The sequence below is a fragment of the Sphingobacterium humi genome, from assembly GCF_009768885.1.
Taxonomy (GTDB): Bacteria; Bacteroidota; Bacteroidia; order Sphingobacteriales; family Sphingobacteriaceae; genus Sphingobacterium; species Sphingobacterium humi.
In genome coordinates this window covers 194662-220833 of sequence record NZ_WSQA01000001.1, presented here as the reverse complement: position 1 = coordinate 220833, position 26172 = coordinate 194662, and the positions used below count along the sequence as shown (strand labels likewise).

At 41.7% G+C, this 26172-nt stretch carries 21 protein-coding genes; 8 read left to right on the top strand and 13 right to left on the bottom strand.

What is annotated here, in order from left to right; genetic code table 11:
* Positions 1 to 41 precede the first annotated feature (41 nt).
* The gene (ligD, locus tag GQF63_RS00875; RefSeq protein WP_160367208.1) at positions 42 to 2504 is read left to right on the top strand and encodes a DNA ligase D; all 2463 of its coding nucleotides are present in this window, start codon (positions 42 to 44) and stop codon (positions 2502 to 2504) included.
* Here the strand turns inward: ligD and ku are convergent.
* Positions 2501 to 3253, bottom strand: a complete 753-nt coding sequence (gene ku, locus GQF63_RS00870; RefSeq protein ID WP_160367207.1) for a non-homologous end joining protein Ku — start codon at positions 3251 to 3253, stop codon at positions 2501 to 2503. The two genes, ligD and ku, sit on opposite strands and share 4 nt — an antisense overlap.
* Positions 3254 to 3379: 126 nt before the next feature.
* Here ku and GQF63_RS00865 point away from each other — a divergent pair, with 126 nt between their 5' ends.
* From GQF63_RS00865 to GQF63_RS00850, 4 genes are all read left to right on the top strand, one after another.
* Positions 3380 to 3628: a hypothetical protein gene (locus GQF63_RS00865; protein ID WP_160367206.1), complete on the top strand. Its 249-nt coding sequence runs from the start codon at positions 3380 to 3382 to the stop codon at positions 3626 to 3628.
* 61 nt (positions 3629 to 3689) lie between these two features.
* A complete protein-coding gene (locus GQF63_RS00860; RefSeq protein WP_160367205.1) occupies positions 3690 to 4199 on the top strand; it encodes a CinA family protein in 510 nt (169 codons plus the stop codon).
* Positions 4200 to 4529: 330 nt separating this feature from the next.
* Entirely contained in the window at positions 4530 to 4775 is a 246-nt protein-coding gene (locus tag GQF63_RS00855; protein WP_212592420.1) for a hypothetical protein, read from the top strand.
* Between the two features lie 68 nt (positions 4776 to 4843).
* Positions 4844 to 6559 (top strand): hypothetical protein, encoded by a 1716-nt coding sequence (locus tag GQF63_RS00850; RefSeq protein WP_160367204.1) that lies wholly within the window; start codon positions 4844 to 4846, stop codon positions 6557 to 6559.
* A 361-nt stretch (positions 6560 to 6920) separates the two neighbouring features.
* On the opposite strand, the gene GQF63_RS00845 is transcribed toward GQF63_RS00850, so the two are convergent.
* The 11 genes from GQF63_RS00845 to GQF63_RS00795 all read right to left on the bottom strand — a co-directional run bounded on the left by GQF63_RS00845 (position 6921) and on the right by GQF63_RS00795 (position 22248).
* Complete coding sequence (locus GQF63_RS00845) at positions 6921 to 8846, bottom strand: M13-type metalloendopeptidase (protein WP_160367203.1); 1926 nt, start codon at positions 8844 to 8846, stop codon at positions 6921 to 6923.
* An 86-nt stretch (positions 8847 to 8932) separates the two neighbouring features.
* On the bottom strand, positions 8933 to 10087 hold the full coding sequence (locus GQF63_RS00840; RefSeq protein WP_160367202.1) for a TlpA disulfide reductase family protein: 1155 nt from the start codon (positions 10085 to 10087) through the stop codon (positions 8933 to 8935).
* Between the two features lie 7 nt (positions 10088 to 10094).
* Entirely contained in the window at positions 10095 to 11564 is a 1470-nt protein-coding gene (locus tag GQF63_RS00835) for a PKD-like family lipoprotein (RefSeq protein ID WP_160367201.1), read from the bottom strand.
* 1 nt (position 11565) lies between these two features.
* Entirely contained in the window at positions 11566 to 12339 is a 774-nt protein-coding gene (locus GQF63_RS00830) for a DUF4843 domain-containing protein (protein ID WP_160367200.1), read from the bottom strand.
* 7 nt (positions 12340 to 12346) lie between these two features.
* Complete coding sequence (locus GQF63_RS00825; RefSeq protein WP_160367199.1) at positions 12347 to 13840, bottom strand: RagB/SusD family nutrient uptake outer membrane protein; 1494 nt, start codon at positions 13838 to 13840, stop codon at positions 12347 to 12349.
* 1 nt (position 13841) lies between these two features.
* Positions 13842 to 17237 (bottom strand): SusC/RagA family TonB-linked outer membrane protein, encoded by a 3396-nt coding sequence (locus GQF63_RS00820; RefSeq protein WP_160367198.1) that lies wholly within the window; start codon positions 17235 to 17237, stop codon positions 13842 to 13844.
* Positions 17238 to 17339: 102 nt separating this feature from the next.
* Complete coding sequence (locus tag GQF63_RS00815; protein ID WP_160367197.1) at positions 17340 to 18473, bottom strand: FecR family protein; 1134 nt, start codon at positions 18471 to 18473, stop codon at positions 17340 to 17342.
* 63 nt (positions 18474 to 18536) lie between these two features.
* Entirely contained in the window at positions 18537 to 19088 is a 552-nt protein-coding gene (locus GQF63_RS00810; protein WP_160367196.1) for an RNA polymerase sigma factor, read from the bottom strand.
* Positions 19089 to 19431: 343 nt separating this feature from the next.
* Complete coding sequence (locus GQF63_RS00805) at positions 19432 to 21129, bottom strand: tetratricopeptide repeat protein (RefSeq protein WP_160367493.1); 1698 nt, start codon at positions 21127 to 21129, stop codon at positions 19432 to 19434.
* A 211-nt stretch (positions 21130 to 21340) separates the two neighbouring features.
* Positions 21341 to 21544, bottom strand: a complete 204-nt coding sequence (locus GQF63_RS00800; RefSeq protein ID WP_160367195.1) for a DUF6965 family protein — start codon at positions 21542 to 21544, stop codon at positions 21341 to 21343.
* Positions 21545 to 21876: 332 nt separating this feature from the next.
* Positions 21877 to 22248: a MerR family transcriptional regulator gene (locus GQF63_RS00795; protein ID WP_160367194.1), complete on the bottom strand. Its 372-nt coding sequence runs from the start codon at positions 22246 to 22248 to the stop codon at positions 21877 to 21879.
* A 181-nt stretch (positions 22249 to 22429) separates the two neighbouring features.
* Here GQF63_RS00795 and GQF63_RS00790 point away from each other — a divergent pair, with 181 nt between their 5' ends.
* The 3 genes from GQF63_RS00790 to GQF63_RS00780 all read left to right on the top strand — a co-directional run bounded on the left by GQF63_RS00790 (position 22430) and on the right by GQF63_RS00780 (position 24976).
* On the top strand, positions 22430 to 23482 hold the full coding sequence (locus GQF63_RS00790) for an MBL fold metallo-hydrolase (RefSeq protein ID WP_246163182.1): 1053 nt from the start codon (positions 22430 to 22432) through the stop codon (positions 23480 to 23482).
* Between the two features lie 23 nt (positions 23483 to 23505).
* Entirely contained in the window at positions 23506 to 24372 is an 867-nt protein-coding gene (locus tag GQF63_RS00785; RefSeq protein ID WP_160367192.1) for an SDR family NAD(P)-dependent oxidoreductase, read from the top strand.
* Between the two features lie 169 nt (positions 24373 to 24541).
* The gene (locus GQF63_RS00780) at positions 24542 to 24976 is read left to right on the top strand and encodes a hypothetical protein (protein ID WP_160367191.1); all 435 of its coding nucleotides are present in this window, start codon (positions 24542 to 24544) and stop codon (positions 24974 to 24976) included.
* Positions 24977 to 25010: 34 nt separating this feature from the next.
* Here the strand turns inward: GQF63_RS00780 and GQF63_RS00775 are convergent, their stop codons facing one another.
* Positions 25011 to 25877 carry a hypothetical protein gene (locus GQF63_RS00775; protein ID WP_160367190.1) on the bottom strand — a complete coding sequence of 289 codons (867 nt, stop codon included), beginning with the start codon at positions 25875 to 25877 and terminating at the stop codon, positions 25011 to 25013.
* Positions 25878 to 26172: the final 295 nt, after the last annotated feature.

The window sequence follows — 26172 nt, the reverse complement described above, 5'->3', positions numbered from 1 at the left end:
GCAAACTATTCCTATCGCGAGATTGTTAACAGGGAAAAGGCATGGCAAACCTAACAACATACAATAAAAAGCGGGACTTCTCCCAGACTTCCGAACCGAAAGCAGAGAAAGCTACAGGCGATAAACAAGGATATCGATTTGTGGTGCAAAGGCATCATGCCAGTCGCTTACATTATGATTTCCGTTTGGAAATAGATGGCGCTCTGAAAAGCTGGGCCGTGCCGAAGGGGCCATCCCTGAATCCGAAAGATAGGCGCTTAGCTGTGCAGGTGGAAGACCATCCACTAAGTTATGGTACCTTCGAAGGGACAATTCCTAAAGGTAGTTATGGAGCAGGAACTGTCAGTATTTTCGATGCAGGTACCTTTACTCCCTTGGAAGTTGCAAACGATAAGGAATTCTTAAGCAGTTGGAAAAAGGGCTCGATTAAATTTAGCTTAAAAGGAAAGGTGCTCAAGGGAGAATTTGCTTTGGTACGCATGCAGGGTGATACGGACGAGAATTGGCTACTCATCAAACATAAGGATAAATATGCTACGGATAAGGCCTTTGATGCTGAGGATTTAGTGAGTAAGCAGATTAAAGAAGCAGGAAAGAGCTATAAGGAGGCCGCAAAGGAGAAAAAAAGTACGAAGAAAAGCAAACAGCCAACTGCTATGCTTGTTCCAAAACCCATGCTGGCCAAGCTTAGTACTGCGGTACCTGACGCGGAGGATTGGCTGTATGAACGGAAAATCGATGGTTTTCGCGCTATCGCAAGGATAGCGAACAAAGAAGCGAATCTTTTGTCAAGGAATGGGCTTAAACTAGATAAGAAATTTCCTAGTCTGATCGAGGAACTGCGTAAGATGGAGCAGCCTTGTATGTTGGATGGTGAAATTGTGATTGAAGACAAGGAAGGGAAATCGTATTTTCAGCTATTGCAGTCAGGAGAGCCTATCCCAAAGAATCTGATCCTTCGGTATTATGTGTTTGATATCTTGAGTTTGGATGGGCATGATTTGCAAGCCTTTCCCTTAACCGAGCGTAAGGAGCTACTTCATATGTTGCTAAAGCGCTATAAACTAGCGAATATTTTGGAATTGGAGCCGCTATCAAAAGACAAAGATAGCATCCTCAATTATGCGAAAGAACAGCATTGGGAAGGTATAGTCGCTAAGCGGAAGGATAGTAGCTATCAAGCGGATAAGCGAACTGGTAGCTGGTTGAAAATAAAACTCAACAATGCACAGGAAGCCATCATCTGCGGGTTTACTAAACCACAGAACTCGCGTTCTTATTTTGGAGCCCTGGTGCTTGGGCTATGGAAAGATGGTAAACTGAGCTATATCGGTAATTGTGGAACAGGTTTTACAGAGCAAAGTCTAGCTGAGTTATACCAGCAATTTAAACCGCTCATACAAGCTAAAAAGCCTTTTCCCGCTGCCGAAAAGCTGCCTAAAGAAGCTGATGTAACCTGGTTGAAGCCTGAATTGGTTTGTGAAGTTTATTATTACGAATGGACGGCAGATAAAAAGCTTAGGCATCCTGTTTATAAAGGACTCCGATCCGATAAAGCTGCTGATGAGATAGAACCTGAATATTTACCACCTGTTGAAATGGAGAAGGAAAGAGAGGTAAAGTTTGGAAAGAAAACCGTTCAATTAACGAACCTGACAAAAATATATTGGCCGCAAGAAGAGATCCGCAAAGGTGAATTGCTAGCATACTATGAGGAAATTGGACCATATATATTGCCCTACCTCAAGGATAAGCCTATTTCTATGCATCGCTTTCCCAACGGTATTGAAGGGCAGAGTTTTTTTCAAAAAGATGTGGAACCGGAGAAATTGCCAAGCTGGTTAAAAACAACGGAAGTCTATTCGGAAAGTACAGATAAGATGATCGATTATTTATTGTGCAATGATCTTGCATCCTTGCTCTATATTGTGAATTTAGGATCCATAGAGATTAACCCTTGGCTATCTACCTATAAATCGCCTGAAAAGCCTGACTTTGCTGTCCTCGATTTAGATCCTAATGGCGCCAATTGGAAGGATGTTATTGCGGTTGCTCAAACCGCCAAACAACTATTGGATAAAGCAAAAGCTCCCGCTTATCTAAAAACTTCAGGATCTACAGGGCTGCATATACAAATGTATGTGGGTGCGAAGTATGACTATGATATTGTTCGGGATTTTGTTCAATTCCTAGCTGAGCTTATTCATCAACAACATCCGGAAACAACGAGTTTGGTTCGCGATCCGAAGAAAAGGAAGGGCTTGATTTACTTGGATTACCTACAAAATAAGCGTGGTCAAACCATTGTTGCCCCTTATTCGGTACGTCCGAAACCCATGGCAACCGTTAGTGCCCCATTGGCATGGGAAGAGCTAAACGATGAATTGTCTATTCAAGATTTCACCATATTCAACATGCTAGATCGGACAGCCCAGCAGGAAGATCCCTGGTCAGCAATTTGGAAAAGTAAGGTCGATATCAAGAAGGCATTGGCACAGTTTTAAGCCAAGCTTGCTTTCAGTTTTTCCAATAAGTCTGATGCTTTGGTGTTTTCAACATTGATCTTGCGGATCGTAGCCCGTTTTCCTTTGCTTTTCTGCGTTATTATTTTCATTAACTCTTTGGAGTATTCATTTTTAAAGGCACTGATGTCAAAGGGTTTGCTGTTGGATTTTATGAGTTGGAGGGCCATGTCCATTTCTTGTTTGGAAATCTTGCTGGCGGGGATACCCAGGTCAGAAGCGTCTCTAATCTCTTCTTCAAAGCGTAATTTATTGAGAAGTAGCAGCTTATTATAGGGTCTGATAATGACTAAGTTTTCTACACTGCGCATAACGAAGGTACCTAATCCGGCCATCTTACTTTTCTCTAGTGCCTGAAGCAGCAATGCGTAAGCTTTCGTACCTGCTTTTTGCGGCTCTAAGTAATAAGGCGTATCGAAATAGATGCTGTCTATTTCTTGTTCTTTTACAAAGGTCTGCAGGTTTATCATCTTATTCTTTTCGGGCATGGCCTCTTCGAAATCAGCATCCTCAAGAACTACATATTTATCTTTTAGCATAAAGCCTTTTACGATATTATCCCAAGCTACCTCTTTGCCTGTTTGCTCATTTACACGTTTGTATTTGATGTTCGCTTGATCTTTTCGGTCGAGCATATCAAAGTCTAGGCTGCTCGTTTGTGTTGCAGCATATATCTTAATCGGGATGTTTACCAGGCCAAATCCGATGGCGCCTGTCCATATTGCTCTCATGTTTTATCCTTTTTCTTAAAAACAATCGAGTCCTCAATATGTTCATTTAAGGAAATGGGCAATTACAAATTGTCTAGCGATGCCATGTGCAGTAATAGAATTTTTAAAGTAAAACAAGGAATGACAATGAAGCAACCCAAAGGAAATAAAGAGGCGGAATTACAAGAAAAAAAGAAAGAGCTTATCAATAAGGGAGAGGAAAATCTATCCACGCCACCTTCAGCAGAATATTTAGAGAAATTGCAACAGGATGCTATACAGGCTATGAAAAACCTGGATGCCACCGAAGGGGAGAAGGTTATCCGGCAAGGGCTTCAAGCTTGGCCGGAGTTAATCGATCAGGAACTACAGAAATTTAAAGCCGGAATCGCATAATTCCCTTGGATTTTACTCAACGAAATCGGGGAGTTGATTGTTCAATGTCAAATAGAAAACCATGAATGGAAAGGATATGGCAGAAATTGATTTCGACAAATTAAATGAAATAGCTGAACAGATTCAAAAGCAGGGATGGAAACTCGCCTTGGCGGAAAGCATGACAGCGGGATTTTTATCCTCAGTTTGGAGTCTGCAGACTGAGGCTGGAACCTATTTAAAAGGCGCTGTTACAGCTTTTGATGAGGAGGTGAAGCAGCATGTTTTAGGTGTGTCGCCCGACCTTATCAACCTATACACCGCAGAGTCCATAGAAGTTACCCTGGCTATGCTGACGGGCTTGCGCCAACTTTTTCCTAGCGACATCCAAATTGCTATTACAGGCCTAGCCTACGAAGGCAAGGAAAAGCACCCTACTGCCCAGGTAGGGGATGTTTTTTTAGCGGTAGCTCTGCATGAGGAGTGTACCAGTAGGCAATATCATTTTGAAGGGCACAATGCCGCTGCTATCTATATTCAGGCATTTAACGCTAGCCTTTACCTGCTCGACGAGCAGTTAGGAACCATTTAATTCTAGCTTTTGTTATTTTTCCTAGCGATGCTTTATTGAATGTCGCTAAACGTAATTGTTTTTGTACTCCAACAAAAAAGCATATTTCACACAATTATTCAAAGTGGAAAGAAAAACAAGCCTTTATTTTCTTCCTCATTACCCTAAAACATAACTAATGATAATTCTCAGCTTAACGAATGATCTTAATCATTAAACTAATATGAAATAAATATCATATTTGAGTAATTGCATAAATAATAATAAAACCCAATAGAACTGCTTTCTCCTGGCCAAGGGAAGGTAGTCTTTGCTTTTACGAATGTTCTGCATGATTAATATTATGAAATAATGCAAAATTGTAAAAAAAAGCCTATTAGTAACCAAGGGGGGAAGAAATCTCCCGCAGTAGTAAAGAAAGTGTATACCGCACCGCAGATCGAGGTGTCGACTGTAGAGTTGGAAGATGGTATTGCCGCGGGATCCGCATTAGCACGTCCGGGATTTCCAGATGGATCGGGGATCCAGAAAGAATGGTTAGATGCTGATGATGAGGTAGTTCATGGTCAAAATGGAGGGGATAAGGTGATATGGTAATGCTAGAGATGTTAAGTATAGGCAAGGTTAGGGCCTTGTTTATTGGATTGATTTCCCTCATTTACGGGATGCTAGTCTCGTGTAATTCCGAGAAGAATTTCCAGCTTGAAACAGGAAGAGATACACAAGTTAAAGTTGTATTCAATGGGGTCGCTTTTGAGGAGTTGCCAGCAACAACCAGAGGCAATTACAACAGGACCTGGGTTACTGCCTTCGCTACGACCTCGCTAGGCCGGCAGGGAAGTGGTAGTGCTTTTGCCGAAGGCGGGCTGATGTATAGCAGCTTATCCATTGAAGATCCTAAATTGCTGAAGCAGGACAATCCATTTACCCGGAAAACTAGCGATTTAGGAACTAATATCAATTACCGCATGCTGGTATATCTAGCGGATGGCTCCTTATTGGCTCAGGAGCAGTTTAATAGCGAAGATAAAAATGCCAGCTTAGCCTTAATCAGCGGGGAAGAGCTCACCTTTGTGGTGTATTCTTTTGGGAACTCTTCCAACATTCCGGAGGTGTCGCCGGATAGTAAATTGGGGAGCGAGGTGTTGAAAGATATCTCGGGGGATGCTGATTTTCTCTACTCAAAATTCACGAAAAAGTTTGCGCTGCATTCGGATAACTTCCTGAGTATTGTGCTGCGCTATCAGATGGCTAAGATTACCGTTGCGTTTGAAACTCCACCAGATATGGGCGTCATGACGGCTGTGGATGCCTCCTTAGGAATGCATTATCCTCAAGCCGATTTTCACTTTGCAAACAATAGCTTAGTACCAAAAGGGACAGGAAAGATGTTGCCTTTAAGCATAAAAGAAACGGGTTCTTTAGTAAAAAGTGAGGCTATTGTTCTCTGTGGCGTATCTACTTCAGGTAAAATATTGAGGATTAATTCCATTACTTTAAATGGCATGACCCAACCCATCATTGGTACTCCACTGGGGCAGATGCCCAACCAGTCTTTACCGGAGTTAACCGACTTTGAAATCAGGGCAGGCTATAGCTATACCTTAAAAGTAAGCTTTCAGGCTTCGGGGATACAGGTAGGCAACTTGGTATGGGCTAAAGGAAACCTAGCCAAAGTAAATGGCATTTATTTTAATCGTCATCTTCCGGAAGAGTGTGGGTGGATACAAGGGATCAATTACCATTCGCCGGATTTCATCCAAAATGCCAGGTACCATACTGATTACTGGACTTTTGACTCTTTTGAGCCTATAAAATCACTAACGGAATATTACCCAACCAATACCCATCCGGATGCGATTAAAGCTGTGGTTGATGATCCTTGTACCAAGGTGACCGGTGGAAGATGGCGTATGCCTACTATCCAAGAGTTTACCAACTTAGGGGCGTTGGAAACCACGCTTAGTCCTGGGGTTAAAGCGCAGCAACCCAATGGGAATCCGAAGGTTGACTATATTTGGTGGAATGGCCATAATGAATTGACGAAAGCGCCCGAGCGATTACGCTTTTATGCGGCAGGCCGCGGTTGGGGACTAGGAGATCATCCAACAGGATTATGGAATATTTACCATATGCAGTATCATGCTATCGATGCTCATATGAATCTGCCGAGTTGTGTTGCCGGCTATGATGCTTATGTGGCTGGCGAGGAGAAATTCAGAAATCCAGAAACGGGAGGATGTACCTACCGTTCTGATACGCCACTCTACCGCGGAACATTGAGTGGTGATACCTTCGTTTCCGACCGTAAATTCGAGAATAATTTGCATTATTCTAGGGATGAAAGGTTGCCGATTCGCTGTGTAAGAGATGTGCTCTAATCGATGATTAGACCAAGAAGTTTTGTTTCCGTTGTTTAGTGAGTTAGGGCCACAGGTTTGTGGTCCTAACTTTATTTTGGGCGAAGACCTTGCTAAGCTTTACGATTTCTTTGTGTAAGTCGCGTGGAGCACAGGAATAAGGAGAGCAATAGGGACAAGATAATGGTGCTATGGGCCTCCAGGGCAATTGCTGCGAGTAGTAAAACAACGCAAATAATGAGAAGGAGGATGTTGAATACTCGGTTCATGATGTGCTACGTTTTTAAGATGATAAGAGGTTTAAAATTAATGAATTAAATAAATCGAAGCAAGTTTGAATTTGAATTAATTTATTTAACCCTGTCAGTTCCTTTCGTTTTCATCACCACATTTTAATTCTTTTGTCCTGCGGTTTATACATGTTGTCAGCTTGTTTTACCTGAAAGGCTTCATACCAAGCGTCGATATTGACTACAGGCCCATTGATTCTTGCGGTTCCGGGAGGGTGGGGATCGGGCTTATAGCTTGCTGCCGATTCTGGGATATAGCTATCTTTCCACACTTTTGCCCAGGCCAAGAAAACCCGTTGGTCTGCGGTAAAACCATCAATTTTACGATTCCCTTGTCCTTGTTTTGTGAGCTTAAAGGCTTTGTAAGCCATGGATAGTCCACCAAGATCGGCGATATTTTCAGAAAGCGTGATGGCGCCGTCCAGACGGATGCTATCGATCACGTAATAGTTGCTGTATTGATCGATAAGCTCTTTCGCCTTGTGGGCAAAAGCATCCTGATCGGTTTGGTTATAGAAGGTAGGTTCCGATTTACGCATCGGATCCAGCATATGGGTCATTTCATGGGCAATTATGGCGCCCAGGGTTCCGTAATTGATGGCATCATCGGCATGTGGATAGAAATAGGGCGCTTGAAGTAAGCCGCCGAAAATCTTGATTTCCTGGCCGTCGAAATAGCCATTCGCAATGTCGTTAGGTGCCGGATATTCGCTAGGCTTATGGAAGCTATTCAGTTTCTCCTGAAAGTTGTAGGCGCGAAGTGCTGTAATGTTTTCATAAATATCCTTACTGTGCAGGTTTAAGTCCTGGTACTTTTTAATGGAAAAAGGGTAGAGGATGGAAAAAGGGACTGTTTTAATCTTGTGTATAGCGATCTTTTTCGAAGGAGCAGACATCCATTCCAGCGTGGTTATTTGCTGTTCGAAGGCAATTTTCAAATTACGCAGCATTACATCCACTTTGTCGATATAAAAGTCGTTCAGGTAAGTTTGTTTAATTAAGTCTTTGCCGTAAAAGGCTGTAATGTGGAGGGCATCTGATTTTTTAAGCTTCTTAGTTTGTAGGGAAGCCACGTCCTCTTGATGCAGTTGATTCAAGAAAGAGTTTCTGAGGATGGCATATTCCAGGTACACCTTCCAGTCGGCTAGGGGAAACTGATTTAATAGCGATTCCAGCTTAAAGAAATAGGCGGTATTGATTAGCCAGATATCATCCACAGGTTTTCCCAATAAATCACTTACAAGTTCGGGCCATGGGAGCTGAGGGCTATGCGCCTGCCAATCCTTTAAGGATAGTTTTTCTGCTGTAGCCGAAGGGTTTTCCAAGCGAGCTAGCTGTTGCATAATCTTTAAGACAGTCTGGCTGTAAGCAAGGGATTCGGAGGAAGCATGACCTGCCAGTTTAAATAGGGCGGTTATGTCCTGTGCCACATGAAACATGGCGGATTTCTCATTGGCTTGAAGAAATTGAACCGGACTGTAGGCCAGGTTATTTTCTTCGGTACTTAAGGTCGGGACGTATAAGCCGCGGCTTAAATTATGCTTGGTAATGGCTAGGGAAAAAAGGGGTTTGGCAATATTGTTTTTATGTAGGTATACACAGGCCGACATCAGGTCTGCATAGTTGTTTATGCCTTTCAGATGTTGCATATCCTGCTGAAAGATTTTACGCGCCAGTTCATAGCTGCTTATCCCCGATTTGGCTGAAAGGTAAAATTCCTGCAGTTTTTGTTTTGCGATATTGTTGTTTAGGGCTTTGTTCTGGGAACTTTTCTTAACGATTGTTTCGATGTATGCATAATCGCTTTGCAAACCTTGCTGTAAATAGGTATTCGGATTTTGGCCGTTTGGCAAACCTAAGGATAGTTTTTTGTCGATAGCATATTGATAAAAATCATCTCCTGCAGTCTGTTTTTGCTGTTGGGTATCTAGTGGTTGTCGGTTTTGCGCAAAGGCAGGAGGAAGGTGCAATAAACAGCCAAGGAAGATGCTTGTAAGGCTGAAAAGGTTCTGTTTCATGGGAATAATTTAAAAGAAGGCTGCCAGAATAGGATATTCATGGCAGCCTGAACTAGGATAGTGCATTATACCCTAATCTTCACACATTATTTTTTTAAATACTTTTGCAAGGCTTGTTCAAGTCTAGCACCGCGTAGGTTTTTATCGATGATAATACCTTCGGGACTAATCAAATAGTTTTCTGGGATACTAGTTACGCCATAACTCATGGCCGCTTCGTTTTTAATGCCATTTAAATCGGAAACTTGGGGCCAGGTCAAACCATCGGCAGCCACAGCATCCAACCATTTCTGGCGATTATCATCCAGGGAGATGCCAATAATCTCAAATCCTTTGCCTTTGTAAGCCTGATAGGCTTTTACCAGGTTTGGATTTTCTGCCCGACATGGCCCACACCAGGATGCCCAGAAATCAATCAAGACATACTTGCCTTTAAAGTCGGATACCTTGATGATTTTTCCATCCTTATCGGGTTGTCCGAAATCAATGTATTTTGCTCCCGGTGCTAATGATTCGTTTACCATACTGCCGGCAATAACCTTTCCTCTAAAGGTGTTCTTCAAGGAGTCGGATAGCATGTTAAAAAGGGGTGTTATAACTTTCCAACGAGGTGCCTGCCGTTGAAAAATCATCGCTTCAATAAAGTGTAAGCTCAATGCGGTATTCGGATTTTTGCGAATGTATTCCGCATGTGCATCATCGATGATTTCGTATTTGGTGCCATATTGCTGGTCTAAATCAGCGCGCAAGCTATCTGCAATGGCTCTCAAGCTATCGGCCTGCTGTTGTTGGGCGCGGTAGGCTGGCGAATTGAAGATCGCTAAGCGCTTATCCAAGAGAGCAGATGACGCTATTTGGTACTTGGCCATTTCATCACCACCGGTTACCTGAATAATTTTAGGGTTTCGCCAGTCTAGTTTGGTTTCGCCATAGCCGAAATTAAAGAAGCCGTAGTGCTTCGCTTGAAAAGGCTTGGCCTCGTTCAGACTTTTAGCAATATATAAACCGCCGTAGCAATACCCACTGGTTTTTCCCTCAAAAACAAAGCTGTTGTTTTTAATCAGGGTGGAGTCGACCATGAGTTCGTTTCCTTCAAAGCTGCGGTAAATCAGGAATACCTTGCTGTTGTTTTCTGGCGCTTGCACCTTGATGCTGAACTTCTTCATGGCCATTTCTTGCCCAAAGGCAAAATGAAGCGAGAATAAAAATCCCAAGCTCAATAGAAATAATAGTTTTCTCATGTTGTTTTTATAATCCTGCGAATACATCTTTAATTTCATCTAGTACCAATTCTTCTTTATAGGTTTGTTGTACTGTGCCGGTATCATAGACATAGATGGATGAGTTTTTACCGCTTGTGATCGATTTATCCGTTGTTCCAATCAATAGGGTATTATTTCCTGCTGCATAATGGAAACGGGCAATATCCCCTTTGGCAGTAGCCGGTAAAGTGATAAAAGCTTGAAGGTCTAAACCCAATGCACTGCATCTGTATATGGTTTTTTTAGATGCTAAGTACCATAGATTTGATTGCACATCGTAAAATACCTGGCTGATGGGTGTATCGGCCGTATAAGGAAGTTCCTTAATCAGCTCATGGCCTGAAGGTGTTAAGCCATTGAATTTAATCCGATAACTAAATAGGGAGTTTCCTTTTCGGGTTAGAAAATAAAAGCCAATGGCATTATTGACTACCGCCAATTGACCCCGTAAATATTCATGACCCGTTAAATCCAAAGAGTTAAGTACCTGATCGTAGTTTAGTTGGAAATCGTATGGTCCACCCGATTTTACAGCCCAAGCGCGCATGCGCTGGTTTTTACTATCGAAGAATATATTAAGGTTGCTGCTCACGGTTAGTGAGGAGCTTAATCCATTCTTGCCGATGGCATAATTCATCGCGTCATTGGCCATTAAGGGCAGGCTTATTCCTCCGGAGTTTAAGACATGCATTTTACCCTTATTTATGGCATATATAATGGGCTGATATTCATCATAGCGCACATACTCGGGTTCAAAAGTAAAGGTCCCAGCATCGCCTACGTAATTTTCATTGTTGTACAGAAGGATTGGATTGAAGGATCTGGAATCAAACATCACAATCGGATATTTTGCCTTTTTAGACGTAAGCATCATTTTGTAATAGCGCTTTTCAAAGTTATCCTGTTGAATACCGGCAAAAGCGATAGGCTCTGTACCTAAGTCAGGAATACTACTGATTTTGATCTCCTGCAGCGGCATGTTGGCCTTTATGGCCGATTTACAGTAAATATGTGCGCTCTTATCCGCTGCTTGCGTCAGTACAAAGTAGCCGTATTTAAAAGGTTGCGAAATATTCAGGAAGAAATTATGGATTCTTTCTAATCCGGATGCTTTGCTTTTTACTTTGTAGGTCGCTTTTAACAAGCCAAATTCTTTATTGGCTAGGTAGTTTAAATCTTTGGTTTTGGCGACTTCCTTGTCGTTGATAATCCAGGAAAACTCATATTCTGCCGGGTTGAAGTTGCCTATGCTACTGGAAAGATCCGGGTGTAATACCAGGGTATCATTTAAGGATAGGAAGTAGGTGCGGTCTGCTTCATCCGAGCCGCTTTTCAAACCGGCGATTTTAAAGGAGTTTATTTCCTGATAATCATAATTGCCCAGGTCTTTTGAACAGCCTGCAATCAATATCATAAGGGCTAATGCTGTTAGCCATAAAATCTTATTACTTTTCATGTTATGGTAGTTTAATAGGCCTTAAGGATGTGTCTCCATCCGGGTATATCTCGTTTTCTTCAAAATATTGCTTTAACTTCTGGATGTACTGAAAGGTGACCGGGCACCAATTGTAAACAGCACCTGGAGGCATGTTTTCCCATGAATAATACGGACCAGGATAAACCCCATAAATATCTGGTGTAGGATCTACGCCGAGGGTATACATACTGATCCATTTTTGATAGACCTCTTTATAATATTTTCCCATGTAGTTGCTCCATTTGTTCCACCAATTTGGCATGCGCAAGCGGTCGGCAATAATAATTTTGATCTTGCTGTTCTGGATTTCGCCAATACTGAAATGCTCGTTTGCCAGGATGTTTAAATTGAAGACCTGGTCTTTTTCTGCTAATTTAGGGTCGCGTTTAACACGGATGAAAACGGTGTCGATGTATTGGTTAGCGCCAATAGTCGTTCGGGTAAATTCCAGGTTTTTATTGTCGAATACACCGTCCAGCGATTCGATGCTGTATTTTATTTCGCGATCTGTAGCGGTTGCTAAACCAGAAATACGAACCGGAATTTTCAGCACATTTTCAGTAATGGTCAAATCTTCATCCAAGGAGAAGTTATAGGTTAAACTGTCGAGGTTTTTGCCTGTAATGGAATTATCACCGGCCCTATAAGCAAAGTATACAGATGTTTCTGCTGTATCATAGTGCAGAAGTTCATCTTCTGAACCACAGGATACCAAGAGTAAAGTGGTTATCAATAAGGTGAATAGCGTTCTCATCTTTATCTTAAAAAGGGTTATAAATTAGTTCATCGTTCGGGATAGGCAGGCAGAATATTTCCTTGCTCGCCGGAACATTTTTATTGTAGCGATCGATATCTTTAAACTTGCGTTTGTATTCCGCGAAGAGGGTGCCTTCGGCAATATTCTCTTTTCTAAACTCATCGAATATCAAATCATAGAGTGTTTTACTGCTCATATTGCTATCATACACGATGGCCCTGTCGATGCCTCTAGCTCTTCGGATGGCATTGACGTAACTAAGCGCCGCCTGCGGATTCTTTTCTACTTGGGATTCAGCCGCCAGTAAGTATAAATTATACAGACTGATCAGCTTCACCTCTTTAATGCCGGCGTACTGATTTGATTGGTCTACCTCCAGGTTGTAGTGAAACTTCACCAGCTTCCAACGCGTATTATCGGTGCTAAACCAATTGGCCAATCGGAAATCATTGGTGGTTCCATGAAAAGGGTTATTGTATAAGCTGCTGTATAACCAAGTATAATTCGGGAAGAGTAGCGGGTCGGTATTTCCACGGTTGTCGCTTACTTCCGGAAAATTAAATAAAACAGCACTACGTAGGCTAGAGACGTGGAGGCCAAAGATGTTTTCTACAGCAAAACGTAAGTCCGGATTACGGGCACTGTTATTTAAGTCGGTATTTCCTGCTAAGCGGATTGATTTTGTTTGTGCAAGTTCATCGATCACTTCCTTGGCATATTTTCCTGCCAGCTCCTGGTCGCCCATCCATTGGGCTACCATGCTTTGCAAGGCGACAATACCATAATAATTCATGCGAATACCTCGGCGGTCTAATAAGCTGTTATAGCGCTCCAATATAGTACCTAGGCCATTATTGTCGGCTCGATCTCCTTTGCGAATCGGGTCGTTCTCCAATAAGGCTCTGGCTTCTTTGAGGTCGCTGTTAATATGGGCTATTACATCTTTTACCTTTAAAGGCTTTACGGCGTTATAAGATAGCGTGTCCCGGTAGGGGATGGCTAATGCATCAACACCGTCTTGGGAGATGACAGGACCAAAGTATTTCAGGAGTTCAAAATGCGCGAAGGCACGTAAGCCCAGGGATTCTCCTTTAATTAACGGCTGGTAAGGGTCTGTTGAAATCCGAGCGATATTCTTCAAAATAATGTTCAGCTGATTAATGGAGATGTAATATTGTCCCCACACATTAGAAAGAATGGTTTTTACCTGTGTGTCTTCATAATGGTAGTTGTAGCTTCCGTAATAACGGTGGCCTAATTCTGGCGCGATGTAACTGCCGGTTAATGTTTCCAAAAACCCGAATTTCATTTCTTTACCGTAAAGGCTGCTGGCCGAGAAGTCGGAATATACACTCGCTAAGGAAGAGATAAAGCCCGAGCGTTCTTTAAATACACTTTCTTCATAAGCTTCATTAATAGGAGTGACATTTAGAAATTTCTTACAACCTAGGGTCAATAAGACCAGCGGGAGTAGGATATAGATTGCTTTCAGTTTCATGTTATAGTTGGATTAGAAGGCCAAAATTGTAGGTTAAGGCATACGGATAGTTAATACCTCTTTCCATTTTTACGGTATTGATTCGGAGCACATCGTTTGCCGAGAAGTTTACTTTTACACGTTGGAATTTGTATTTTCTGATCCAATCGATCGGTAGCTCATAGTTCAAGTTCAAGGAGCTTAAACGGATGTAGTTTTCCCGCTGAATAAACCGGCTGGATAATTGGGTAATCTCTTTATCGGCAATGGATTTAAAACTTTTCACCTCGCCCGGTTCTTGCCAACGATCGTATAATACGCGGCGATCGGCATTGAGGGAAGGGTTGTTGTTTTCAATTTTTTCACGCAGGGTAATGTTGTATAAATCGCCGCCGATAGAATAGTTGAACAAGGCTTGTGCGGAGAATCCTTTGTACATCAAGCTACTGCCGAAAACTCCGAAGAAGTCGGGTTCCTGATTTCCCATAATGCGCATATTGCTGGCATCCCAAGCGAAGGTTTTGTTGCCGTTTCTATCTAGGAAGAGTTCCTTGCCCGTCGCTGGATCAATACCCAAGGAAGGCATGGCGCGAATGCTGGTTAATGACGCACCTTCTTCATAATAAACCGAAGGCGATACGATGTTGTCAAATTGATCTTTCTTTAGGGTCGATTCGTTTAATTTGCGGAGTTCTTCGGAAATTTCCTTCAAAATACCGCGGTTCTTTACCAAGCCTAAGTTCACATTCCACACCATTCTGTTCTCCGGGTTTTCCAATACTTTCACTACGGTTTTCAACTCGAAGCCTCGGTTGTTCACCATGCCTAGGTTTTGATAGAAGGAATTGTTCTTAAAACCAAAAGAAGGAGCCACCGTAATCATAGAAATCATGTTGTGGGTGTTCTTGTCGTAGTAAGATCCTGATAAGGAGATCATGTCGTTAAACAAGCTTAAATCTACCCCCAAGCTTAATTGTTTAATTTGTGGCCAGGTGAGGGTTGCATTTCCCTGCGACAAATAGGTATAACCAAATTGGTTGTAGTAAAATCCGCCGGATTCAATGCGGTAAGCAGTGGAAACCATGTTGGCCATAAAACCTTCATTTCCGTTAATCCCGATGTTTCCAAACATGCGTAATTTATTGACGATGCTGTTTTGGAACCAAGGTTCTTTATGCATGTTGTAGGAAGCTCCGGTACTCCAGAATCCACCAAAACGGTTTTCAGAACCAAAGAGGGAAGAGCCGTCCAAGCGGTAGGTAAAGCTGTAGTTTATTTTGTTATCATAGGTGTAGAATAGGGCACCCATGAAGCCCAGGCTATTTGCTGGTGATGACACCACCGTAGGGCGTGAACCCGCCGTAAAACCGACAGAAGCCGAAGGTGAAATCAATTTATCATCGGAAAAACCGGTCATGTTATAAGAAACATTCAGAAAGTCGATAGACTTAATTTCTGCCAAGAGATTTCCGATAAATTGATGCTTCTTGATGTCTTTGGAATACTGCACATTCACATTGCCATCGTATTGGAATTCTTTTCCATTTTGCACGCCATATTCTCCACGTTGGGCAATGTTGTTTACTAATCTGTATTTGGTATGGAAAGGCGAAAGGAATTTCTCATTTTCCAAAATCTTCCGTCCGATATATCCTTTTCCGGTAATCTTCAGGCTGTTGATCGGGTTCCATTCCAACATCACGTTATTGGAGATTAGCATTTCGCTTTTCTGATTACGTGTTGGCAGGCTCGCGTCGTATAAGGGGTTGATAATGGATGCGCCGAAGCTAAAGTCTTGAAACTCGTTGAATACCACATTCAACTCGCCTTTTTCATTGCGAATACGTTCGTAGGGATTCAAGAGGGCATAGGTCGAAAATTCACCATAAGGGCTGTTGTATCCTAAGCTGTACAAGAAGTTGGCTTTGTTCGAGAAGAGTAGTTTGCCCGGGATGCGGTAAATTAAGCCGAAGCCCGTACCTAATCTTTTACGACCCGATTCTTTCATGGCACCTTTCATATCGAAGTAATTGGCATCAATACTATAGCGTACATCATTATAGCCACCTTCCATGCGTAAACTATGATTTACCGATAGGGTAGATTGCACGGGGATTTTTAGCCAATAGGTATTTACGCCGGCATTTACGTTTTCTAAGCGATCGGCGTAAAGGTTGTTTAAGCCTTCTTGTAGGATATGTGTTTGCGAATTGTTGCTCAATCCATCGGCAAAGGCATCATATTGTCCGGATTTAAACTCGTATTCTAATTTCTCCTTCGCGTTCATCAGGTTGTAGTCCGATAAATCAACCAAGGTAATGGAAGGGCGGGCATCGTAGGTAATGGTAAATTTACCCTCCTTAGGTAGGCGGGTTTCAATCACGATTACACCATTCCCTCCTCTGGAGCCATACATACTGGTCGAGCTGGCATCTTTCAAGATGGAAATGGATTCGATGCGGTTAACATCCATGTCGTATAAGGTTTCCAACGTTGTTTCAAAGCCATCCATAATAACTAAGGGTGCATTCACCGCGTATTGACCCACACTGGCAACCCCGCGAATGTTGATCTCTGGAATTACGTTCGGATTCGAACCATCTTGAATACCTTCGTCTACTTTAAAGGAAGGGTCTAAACTCTGGATGATGGAAAATATATTGTTGTTATTGAATTTCTCTAATTCTTTCCGGGTAATGGTGGTGGCTGCGCCCGTAAAGTTTTCCTTTCTTAGGGTGCTGTAACCTGTTACCACGGTTTCCTCAATCACATTTTCCTTGGCTTTTAAGGTGACCCGAATTTGGGTTCTTTTATTGATTTCTTCAATTTTTGGTTCATAACCAATTAAGGAGAATACTAGGTTTGAATTGGCGGCACAAATGACATCGAAGGAGCCATCTTTATTGGAAACTCCGATCATTTTTTTGCTGCTGAGGTCTTGAATGGAAACACCAGCCAGAATTTCCCCTTTTTCATTGGTTACTTTTCCCGATAGATGATGTTGTTGCAGCTTTTCTGGGGCTTTGAAATTGGAGATATGGGCATTTGAATCGCCAGCCTTTTTTGCTTTAATCACGATCGTTTTATTACTGTAAAGCAACTGAACGTTCTGTCCGCTTTCCAGCATGGCCAATACCATATGGATATCTTTGTTTGACACCTCAATCTGTACGGGTTTGCTTTTTCTCAATAAGGATATATCGCCAATTAAATCGGCTTCAGCTTGCTCGCTTATTTTATGAAGAACGGCCTCTAGGCTGCTGTTCTTTTCATGCAGGGTAATGCTTTGCGCCAGCGCTTTGCCTACGCTTAATTGGCTGATTAGCAGCATCAGCAGGCTCAGCGTCCATAGCCGGTTAAAGGCAAGGGTTCCCCTAACCCTGGATCCACCAGGATTTTTTAAGTAACTAAATTTCATAAGTTATAATTGGATTTAAATGGTGTTCAGTCTTTTCTCTATTTTTTCACTAGTCATGTTTTTACGGTACTTTTCTGCTTTTTTGGGCCCTAAAGCAATTTTTTATTTTTGTTTTTCAAACTTGAGGTAGATAATTCCATTTTTATAGTCGTAGCTTGCTGGTAAGGCAATGCTTATTAAGTCAAGAATTTCTTTTATTTTTTTCGATCGGCTGATACGGCCAATCAATACTTCATTTCCCAGGGCTTCATCCATCACAATCGGGATGTTATACCATTCTTCCATGCGCTTGACCAGGGTTGCTAATTTTACGTCGTTTAAATTGAAATAGCCATTCTTCCAGTATACATAGCGTTTAATATCGGTGCTACTTTGGATTTTTCCACGGCTATACACGTCATTGGGCAGCAGGGTTTCCTGGTAGGTTAGGCCTTGTGCTTCTGTTTGTGCAGCTGTTTTGCTTAAGGCGATTTTTCCCTCCAATAGGGCAATTTCAGGTTCATCATAAAAATTGGCGTTGAACTTGGTGCCTAATACGGAGATTGTTTTTTTGGCATTCCGCACATAAAACGGAATCCGTTCGCCAGCAATCTCTTGTTTAGCCACTTCAAAATAAGCTTCACCAATGAGTTCTACCTCGCGGGAAGATTTATCGAATTTGATGGGATAGCGTAATTCGCTACCTGCATTTAGCCATACTTTGCTGCCATCGGCCAGTACGATTGAACTGATTCCGCCGGTCATGGTTGTTAACCGGTTAAAAATAGGGGCATCGTCCTGGGGTAAGTTTACATACTGTATCTCGCCATTGCTATGCTTCACCAGGCTGTATTTTCCAACATGCAGCGTGTCGCCAATGCGGATGCTATCGATGTTTATCTCCTGGTTGTTTTCCATCACAATAACGGATTTCGTCCAATTGGGCGATTCGATCGCCGCTAATTCAGTAAGGCGCTTTGCTGCCAGGTATTGATTGGCGTAATAGCCGCCAAACAATAGGATTGGGATGAGAATACTGGCAGCAACCGCCCATTTTTTTTGTTTTTTTATCGGCCTTACCCCTAAGGAAGCTTCTACGCGTTCATCCAAGGATGCCAATCGGGCAAGGAGCAGGTCATCATTTATTTCAGGGCTGCCATCGGCAAGGCTATCGATCCATGAATCGATTAATGCACGCTCTTCTTGGCTGCATTGTTTTTGTTGGTAACGATGTAATAGATTTCTATCTATTTTCATAATACATGCTAGGTTTTATACTGGCCCTTCATATATATAAACGAAACTGAAATCCGCTTGTCCCTAAAAAAATAAAAAGATGATAAATTTTGATCGTAAGTATTTCAGCAATGACCAGGATTGGTTACGGATTGTTTTTTCAGAATAGCCCAGTTTATCGGCAATTTCTTGGTTAGAATAGCCTTCTAACTTCATTTTTAAGATGAGTTGATAGTGTGGTCCGTATTTAAGGAGCAGGTTGTTAATACGATCCATAAAAAGTTTTTCGCGCAGCAGGTCGTCGGCATTGGAGTAAGAGAAGGTCGCGGCAAAGTCTTCCAAGGAGTTGAGGTATTGGGCACCTTTTTCTTCTTTGGCGATGAAATCGCTGATGCGGTTCCGCAGGGATTTAAAGATATAGCCAACAAATCGTTCTTTTATTTCTAAATCTGACCTATTGTTCCAAAGGCGCATAAATACATCGTGCACCAGGTCTTCCGCCACATCGAAGGGAACCCGCTTCATGGCATAAACCAATAAAGCCGATTTATAGCGATCATAAATCTGCCGAAAGGCTTCCTGCTGGTTCTGCAACATAAAGGCTACTAATTCTTCATCAGTATGCGGAGGGTTCATAATAGTAAATGTTCTAATATTCAAATATAGGGATATAAATTATTAGGACAAACATTTTAGTGGTGGTGATAATTGATAAGTTAATAGGGTATATATTAAATAGTATGAATTTAGTTGTGGTGTTCTGCGCGTTTTTGTTTGCACTGACGTACCAGTCGTTCGACTCCGCTCACGATGACAAAACGATGACAACCGTATATAATCTCTTTCATATCCCTTTCATATCCCTTTCACTCCCCTTTCAAAGCCCTTTCACAGCCCTTTGCAAAGAGCTGTGAAAGGGGAGCGCTTAGGGTTTATTAAGATGTTGCTTGAAGAGCGTGGGGTAGGATTTTCTGTGAAATTAGGGAATGTTGAAATTCGCAAATTGTCCGGCTTTATCCATTGCCAATTTTATGGGTTTTGCTTCTTGGGTTTTATGTTGGGCTAGCAGGGCTTTATGCAAGCCTTGGAGGGCCCAAATGTTGTTTTTCCAGATCTGCAGATCTTGCTGAAAGACCTGTTCTGCCTCCTTGAATTTTTTTTCATTCAGTAAGGCATCGCCTAAGTAATGGCGTACTGAGAAAAACCAATCGGGGGGCTCGTTGTAGTTTAACTGATCTTCGATGGCTATGGCTTCTTTAAATAGGCTGATAGCTCTTTGCTGCCTTTGTTGTTTCATATCGAGGCTGGCCTGTAGCACTCGTTTTGCAATCTGTACGAGGTCAGCGGTGGTATTAATATCCCAAATTGTAAGGTTCTGCAAACTGGTGTCGGCCGCCAAAGTCATTAATTTATCCAATTCCTGTTGGGAGTTTTGGAGTTTGTTTTTCCCTAGAAAGGCCATGCCGCGGGCATAGTGCCAAAGCGCTCTTGGGTAAATTAATTCTTGAGCCGGTGCAGGCATGTTGATCAAGCTGTCGTACATATTGAATTTGACGCCCACGTAATAGGGGATGCTGTAGTAATGCTGCAAGGTTCCCCATCCGGGTTGGTTCATCAGGTCTTTGGCGGTATGCTGCTGCACAGCATTGGCCGCCTGCCAGGCAAGTGCTGCATGGCCTTCCAAGGTTGCTGTAGCCGCCAGGAAGTGCTGGTTATGGGGGTAATAGGCCAAGGGGTACATACCTTGGGCATGGCAGGCCGTAGTGTAAATGCTATCGGCTGCGATGGCATTTAAATTAGATATTGTGCCTAAATGATAGTCGCCGGTATTGATGTAGATATGCGAAGGCATATGCAGAAGGTGTCCGGCACCTTTCACCAGGCTATCTAATACCCTGGCGCTGCCCAATGCTTTTTCCGGTTCCTTGGATGCTTCGATGGCATGGATGTAAAAATGATGGGCACCTGCATGCTGTGGATGCTGTTGGATGAGTTTTTCCAATAGCATAACAATTTCCGCTGTCCAGGCTTGTGGAGCTTTGGTTTCCTTTATGTACAAATCCCAGGGATGAAGGATCATGAGGGCTTCGGCATATAGGGCACCGATATCGGCATCGTTGGGGAATTGTTGGTAGGCCTTTTTCATGGCCGTAGCATAAGCCAGGTCGAGGGCTGACCGATCTTCCGGTGGCTCAGCGGTATAGCGTTTTGCCAAGGCCGCGATGAGGATCTGTTCTCTTTTGCTGGCCCGGTGTGCGTGTTGCTGGGCGGCTAAAATGGCCTGGTAGGCTCTTTGGTAATTGTCGTCTTCCATGCCACCGTTGTAATTGGGACCTAAGGCGTAGGCAAATCCCCAATAGGCCATGGCGCAAGTGGAGTCTAGGCGGGCAGCTTGAAAGAAGGAGCGTGCCGCCTCGGCATGGTTAAAGCCATAGGCCAGCATCAGGCCCTGGTTAATGTAGTCCTGAACCTCCGGTTGGCGGCTTGTGATGGGGAAATCAATGCCTTCTAGCCCCGGGAGCTTGGGCGCCTTTTGATTTAGGCGATACCATTCCTTGTCGTCGGTTTTTGTTGCTGCGCAAGAGGGCGCAATTCCTGCGGTTGACTGCTTTGTGCGTGGCGTTGGATGGCACCCGCAAAGGATCGTCAATATCCAAAAGAGAACTATAGGTTTCATCATCATTTAGGATTAAATAAGCCGAAATACTATAAAATCAGGAAAGTGAGGTTGGGGCAAACTAATAAACAGGAATCTGCTTGAAATTGAGGTAATGCCTTATAGGGCATGCTGAATTAGCAAAAGTAAAGAAAAGAAAAGATATATTTTATTGATAATGAGAAAATTAATTAGGTCGAGCGATGTTTGATGGTTGAAACTGTCGCCTACATTATGCTGTAGGCTTGGTTGCTTCGTAAAATAACATCAGGCGGATATAGGCGGGGCAGTTTTCCGGCTCTTTGGCTCGTTCACAATCCGCAAATTGAATGCGCAAGAAACTTTTAGCGTTTAAGACGACCATCCATTCGGAAATCCGGATGTTATCTTCATATTCTCTATTTAATAGCGCTGCTTTTAATTCTGGAATTGTCATGCGGGCAAATGTAGGAGATTCGTGATGGATGTGCAAACTAGATTTTTGGATTATCGTTGTAACGTTTTCTGAATCTATGCTACTTATTAGGTATATTTATATACTTATGAAAAAGACATTGGAATTTATATTGGAAAGAAAAGTGTTAATGGGGGTGTTGATATTGTTATCTGCATTTGCGATTTATCAATTCGGGATGAGGGTTGGTGAGTTTTTTTATTTAGTTACGCATTAGGGGGGAAGGCAAGTGAATGTGCTTGTCTTTTTGTTTTTAATATTTCGATGTTGCGAAATGTTTTCTAATTAACCTCAGTTTGGCTGGAATTGAATGGTTATTCGTTGATACATTTGCCATTTTCGAGTTCATCGCAAACTTTCTCCAAGCGCTTTTTAATCTGTTTGAATTGTCTAATTTTATGATTAATATCTTGAATTTTTAATTTAAATAGTTCCAATGTTTCTGCTTTTGGGTTGCTATTTTCAAACCAATTATGAAGCAAAGTTCGTATTTCAGCAAGGGTAAATCCTACCTCTTTAGCTTCGAGAATAATTTCTAACCGTTCAACCGTGTTATCGTCATAACTTTTGTAGTTATTGGTTTTAATCTCTTCATTTACAGTGCCCTTTATTAAGCCAAGGTTTTCATAATAGCGGATAGTGTGGATTGTTACGCCGGCTCTTTTTGATAGTTCGTTTATCAGCATTTGTTAGATTTTAACATTATTTAACTATAGTGTAGAGTATACTCTATACTTGATAGAAACAAATGTAGCTTATACTTTTGTATCATCAAAATTTAGATACAATAATTGCGTGGTAAAGAATCTTAAGACAATGGGCATTATATTAATAATCATACTAATACTGTTGGGGGGAGGTGTATTTATGTATTTACAACAACCACAGTTTGGACAAGTTGCAACGGGAGATCGCTTGATGCGGATGCAGCAATCGCCTAACTATAAGGATGGGAAATTTGTAAATCGGTATCCTACGCGCATGCTTCCGGAAGGCTATAGCATGGCAGGGGAAGTATACCGTACATTTATTAAACATACCCCTCGAAAATATCCAGTTGATTCAATTCCATCAGTTAAAACTGATTTGACATCGATTCCCCTTCATCAAAATATATTGATTTGGTTTGGCCACTCATCCTATTACATGCAATTGGATGGAAAGCGCATCTTGGTAGATCCGGTTTTAAGCGGTGCTGCAAGTCCGCTGCCAATTGGTGTAAAAGCATTCCCTGGTACAGATATTTATGACGTTGCTGATTTTCCAACTTTGGATTACTTATTAATTACACATGATCATTTCGATCATTTGGATTATAAAACAGTGATTGCCCTGCAGCCTAAGGTAAAACAAGTGGTTTGCGGTTTAGGCGTTGGGGCAAGCTTGGCCTACTGGGGATATCAGCATGACCAACTAGTGGAAATGGATTGGGATGAGGAATTGGAAATAGCCACAAACTATAAACTATATACTGTTACGGCAAAACATGGTTCGGGGAGATCGATTCATCCAGACAATACGCTTTGGTTATCGTTTGTGATTTCTTCGCCAAGCATGCAAATTTTTGTGGGAGGAGACAGTGGTTATGACGTACATTTTAAAGAGATTGGAAAGTCTTTTGGACCATTCGATTTGGCAATATTAGATAATGGCCAATATGGGGAAGATGGTTTTGCAACTATCCATATGTCACCGAAATATACACTCAGGGCGGCCCAAGATTTGCAAGCAAAACGGCTTTTTCCAGTCCATTCTTCAAAGTTTGTACTTTCTAGGCATGCTTGGGATGAACCTTTGCTGAAGATTAGTGCTTTACTAGCCGAGGATAAAAGCTATTTGGTACTGCCTAAAATTGGCGAGGCTGTAGATCTGAACGATAGGCAACGCATATTTGATGCTTGGTGGGAAGGTGTTAATTAAATAGGAGTTAAATAATAGTACACATGGATAAGAAAATTATATTGATTACAGGGAGTTCTGATGGTATTGGAAAGATTACCGCGACAGCTTTGGCCAAACAAGGCCATTGCGTAATTATTCACGGGCGCAATGAAGCCAAAGTAAGAGGCGTTGTTGAGGCTATAAAGCTTGCCTCAGGAAACGATGCCATAGATTATGTAGTTGCGGACCTTCTTTCTTTACAACAGGTAAAGGCTATGGCCATGGAGCTGACTAGCAGGTATGGGTATTTAGATGTGTTGATTAATAATGCGGGGGCTATTTTTGGGAAGGAGCGAAAGCTTAGCGTGGATGGGTTTGAGCAAACCATCGCCCTAAATCTGCTGGCTCCGTTTTTGTTAATTAAGCTTCTGCTGCCTAGTCTTCAAAAGAGTAGATCAGGACGTATCATAAATCTTTATTCGGCCATGCATCGTCGTGCTGGTCGACCTGATTTATCAGATTTTAATTTAGAGAGAAACTTTCGGACGGATCGTGCTTATGGCTTATCGAAATTGTATTTGGTATGGCTTACGCGTTCTTTTCATCAGCTGTTTCAAAAAGAAGGACTTTCGAATTTGACCATCAATGCCTGTCATCCAGGAGCCGTTGCATCAAACTTCGGTCAAGATGCAGATAAGGGGTTTTTGATGAACAGTATATTTAAAATGGCTTTGTATTTTATGGCCAAACCCGAGCAGGGCGCAGGGACAAGTATTTATTTAGCAAGTTCTCCCGAAGTTGAAGGGCTAAGCGGTAATTTCTATGATGCGAAAGCAAAGCTTGAAAAACCTGATGACCGGTATTATTCCGAAGAAAATGCTAAAATAGTTTGGGATTTTTGCGATAGGAGTACGAAAGCGTTTCTTTAAGAGGATAGCTTTTGTTATCCCAAGCCGTTCAATCAATGCTATGAAAGAATAAACCTTAGCCTTTGTTAGTGAAAAATATATACCACAAAGAAATAATATAAACTAAATGTAAAATGTTTATATTGTATTGAATTCGTTTTTATGTTTTAAAAACGCTAATCAATGTGATATGAACAACTTAAGGTATTTTCTCGGATTGCTATTGGGAATGCTCTGGTTTTGGTTTTTCTATGGTTGGTTCTATCCAGATCAACCGATCAGTATCAGGATTAGTATTATGGTTTATGTAATGCTGTATATTGATGAAGGCCTAAGGCGTAGAAACAATAGAGCGCAACTTAAAAAGGAAAATCAGTATGCAAAAGACACGGCAATTAGCCCTGCCATCTTCCTATTCAAACAGCGTATTAATATCCGATGGATTTATCATGTTTTTGCGTCGTTGGCATTTTTAATGGTCCTGGCTTATGAGTATAAGCTCAGCTTTGTTGATTCACGATTTTTAATCGCCCTGTTTATGCTTGCTGGTGCTAACATCGTTTATGAATGCTATTTGCTGCTGTCGGATAGAATTAGATGGAGAAAGGATGTTAGCGTGAAGTAGGAGATGAGGAACGTTGTTTTTTAATAGGCTATTTTTACTCTTTTTCTACCTGGCTGTTTCTGTATTTTTTAATCATATACCAAGTCGCGGGTTTCAAAATCCTTTCTCTCTCTACAGGATGATTGCCTGATTGGGTGAAAAACTCTACTTGTTCATCAATTTTCGAATACCAAACCTTATTCACTTGTTTTTCCGTTAAGGTATCGGTTCTGGTAATTTTTCTAAAATTCTTTAGGTCGTCTTCATTTACTAGCAATAGTTCAATATTCTCCATTTTAGATTGGCAGTCTATAGCGACATAATTTTCCCCATTCCAATACATACAACCATCTGATTTTAGCTGATTAACACCAACAAAGGTCATCGTACCTAGCGCTAAGAGTATGGAAGTGCCGATGGCTATATTACGCGGAGAACTGTTTATTTTGATCGCCGTATTGGTGCTTTGATTTAGTGCTGCATGATCTGCTACCTTCAGGGGTTCATGCAGGGGTAAAGCACTATTCTCATCAACAGCGGGTGTTGCATTTTCTTTTTTCCAATTTTCCCTCCACTCCTGAAAAGGCCTAGGCTTAAAGTTTATGAGAACAGCAACTAGCTTTACAATTTCTTCATCTGGTAATTTGGTAGCTCCTGTTAGGAAATTCTGGATGGATTTAAGTTTCCCTAAATCAAATTTTTTAATCGCCTTTTCTAAATCTTCATATTTATTCGTTGCATTGAAATAGGCTTGGAATATAGCGGTATCATCGCTGGATAATCCAAGATGATATAATTGCAAGGCATAATTTCGAAGGTTAGCTGGAGAAGGGGCTTCAAGTTTACTAGCTAATAAATTATGGTCCTTTTTACTATTATAATCCTTTAAAACTTCTTCTCTAAAGATGTCAAATTCAAACATAGCTTATAATTATGTTATGCATTCGAAATAAAGCATAAAAAATAAGAAGTCCAACCCTTCTTTAAGATAAGTATTCCCGGAAATGCATCGGAAATATCGGAAATGCTGGAAATGTTTGATTATGAGCGTGTAATCGACGCTACTTTTGTACTATGAAACGCAAGTAACATGCATTCATACCGTGTGCTTATAGTTTAATCTATGAAAAAAAGGAAGATAATATGGTTTTCCTATAAGTTCACTTCTTCCTAAAAAAATCAGAAGGCCTTCTGAAAATTAACGCATGATGTCATTC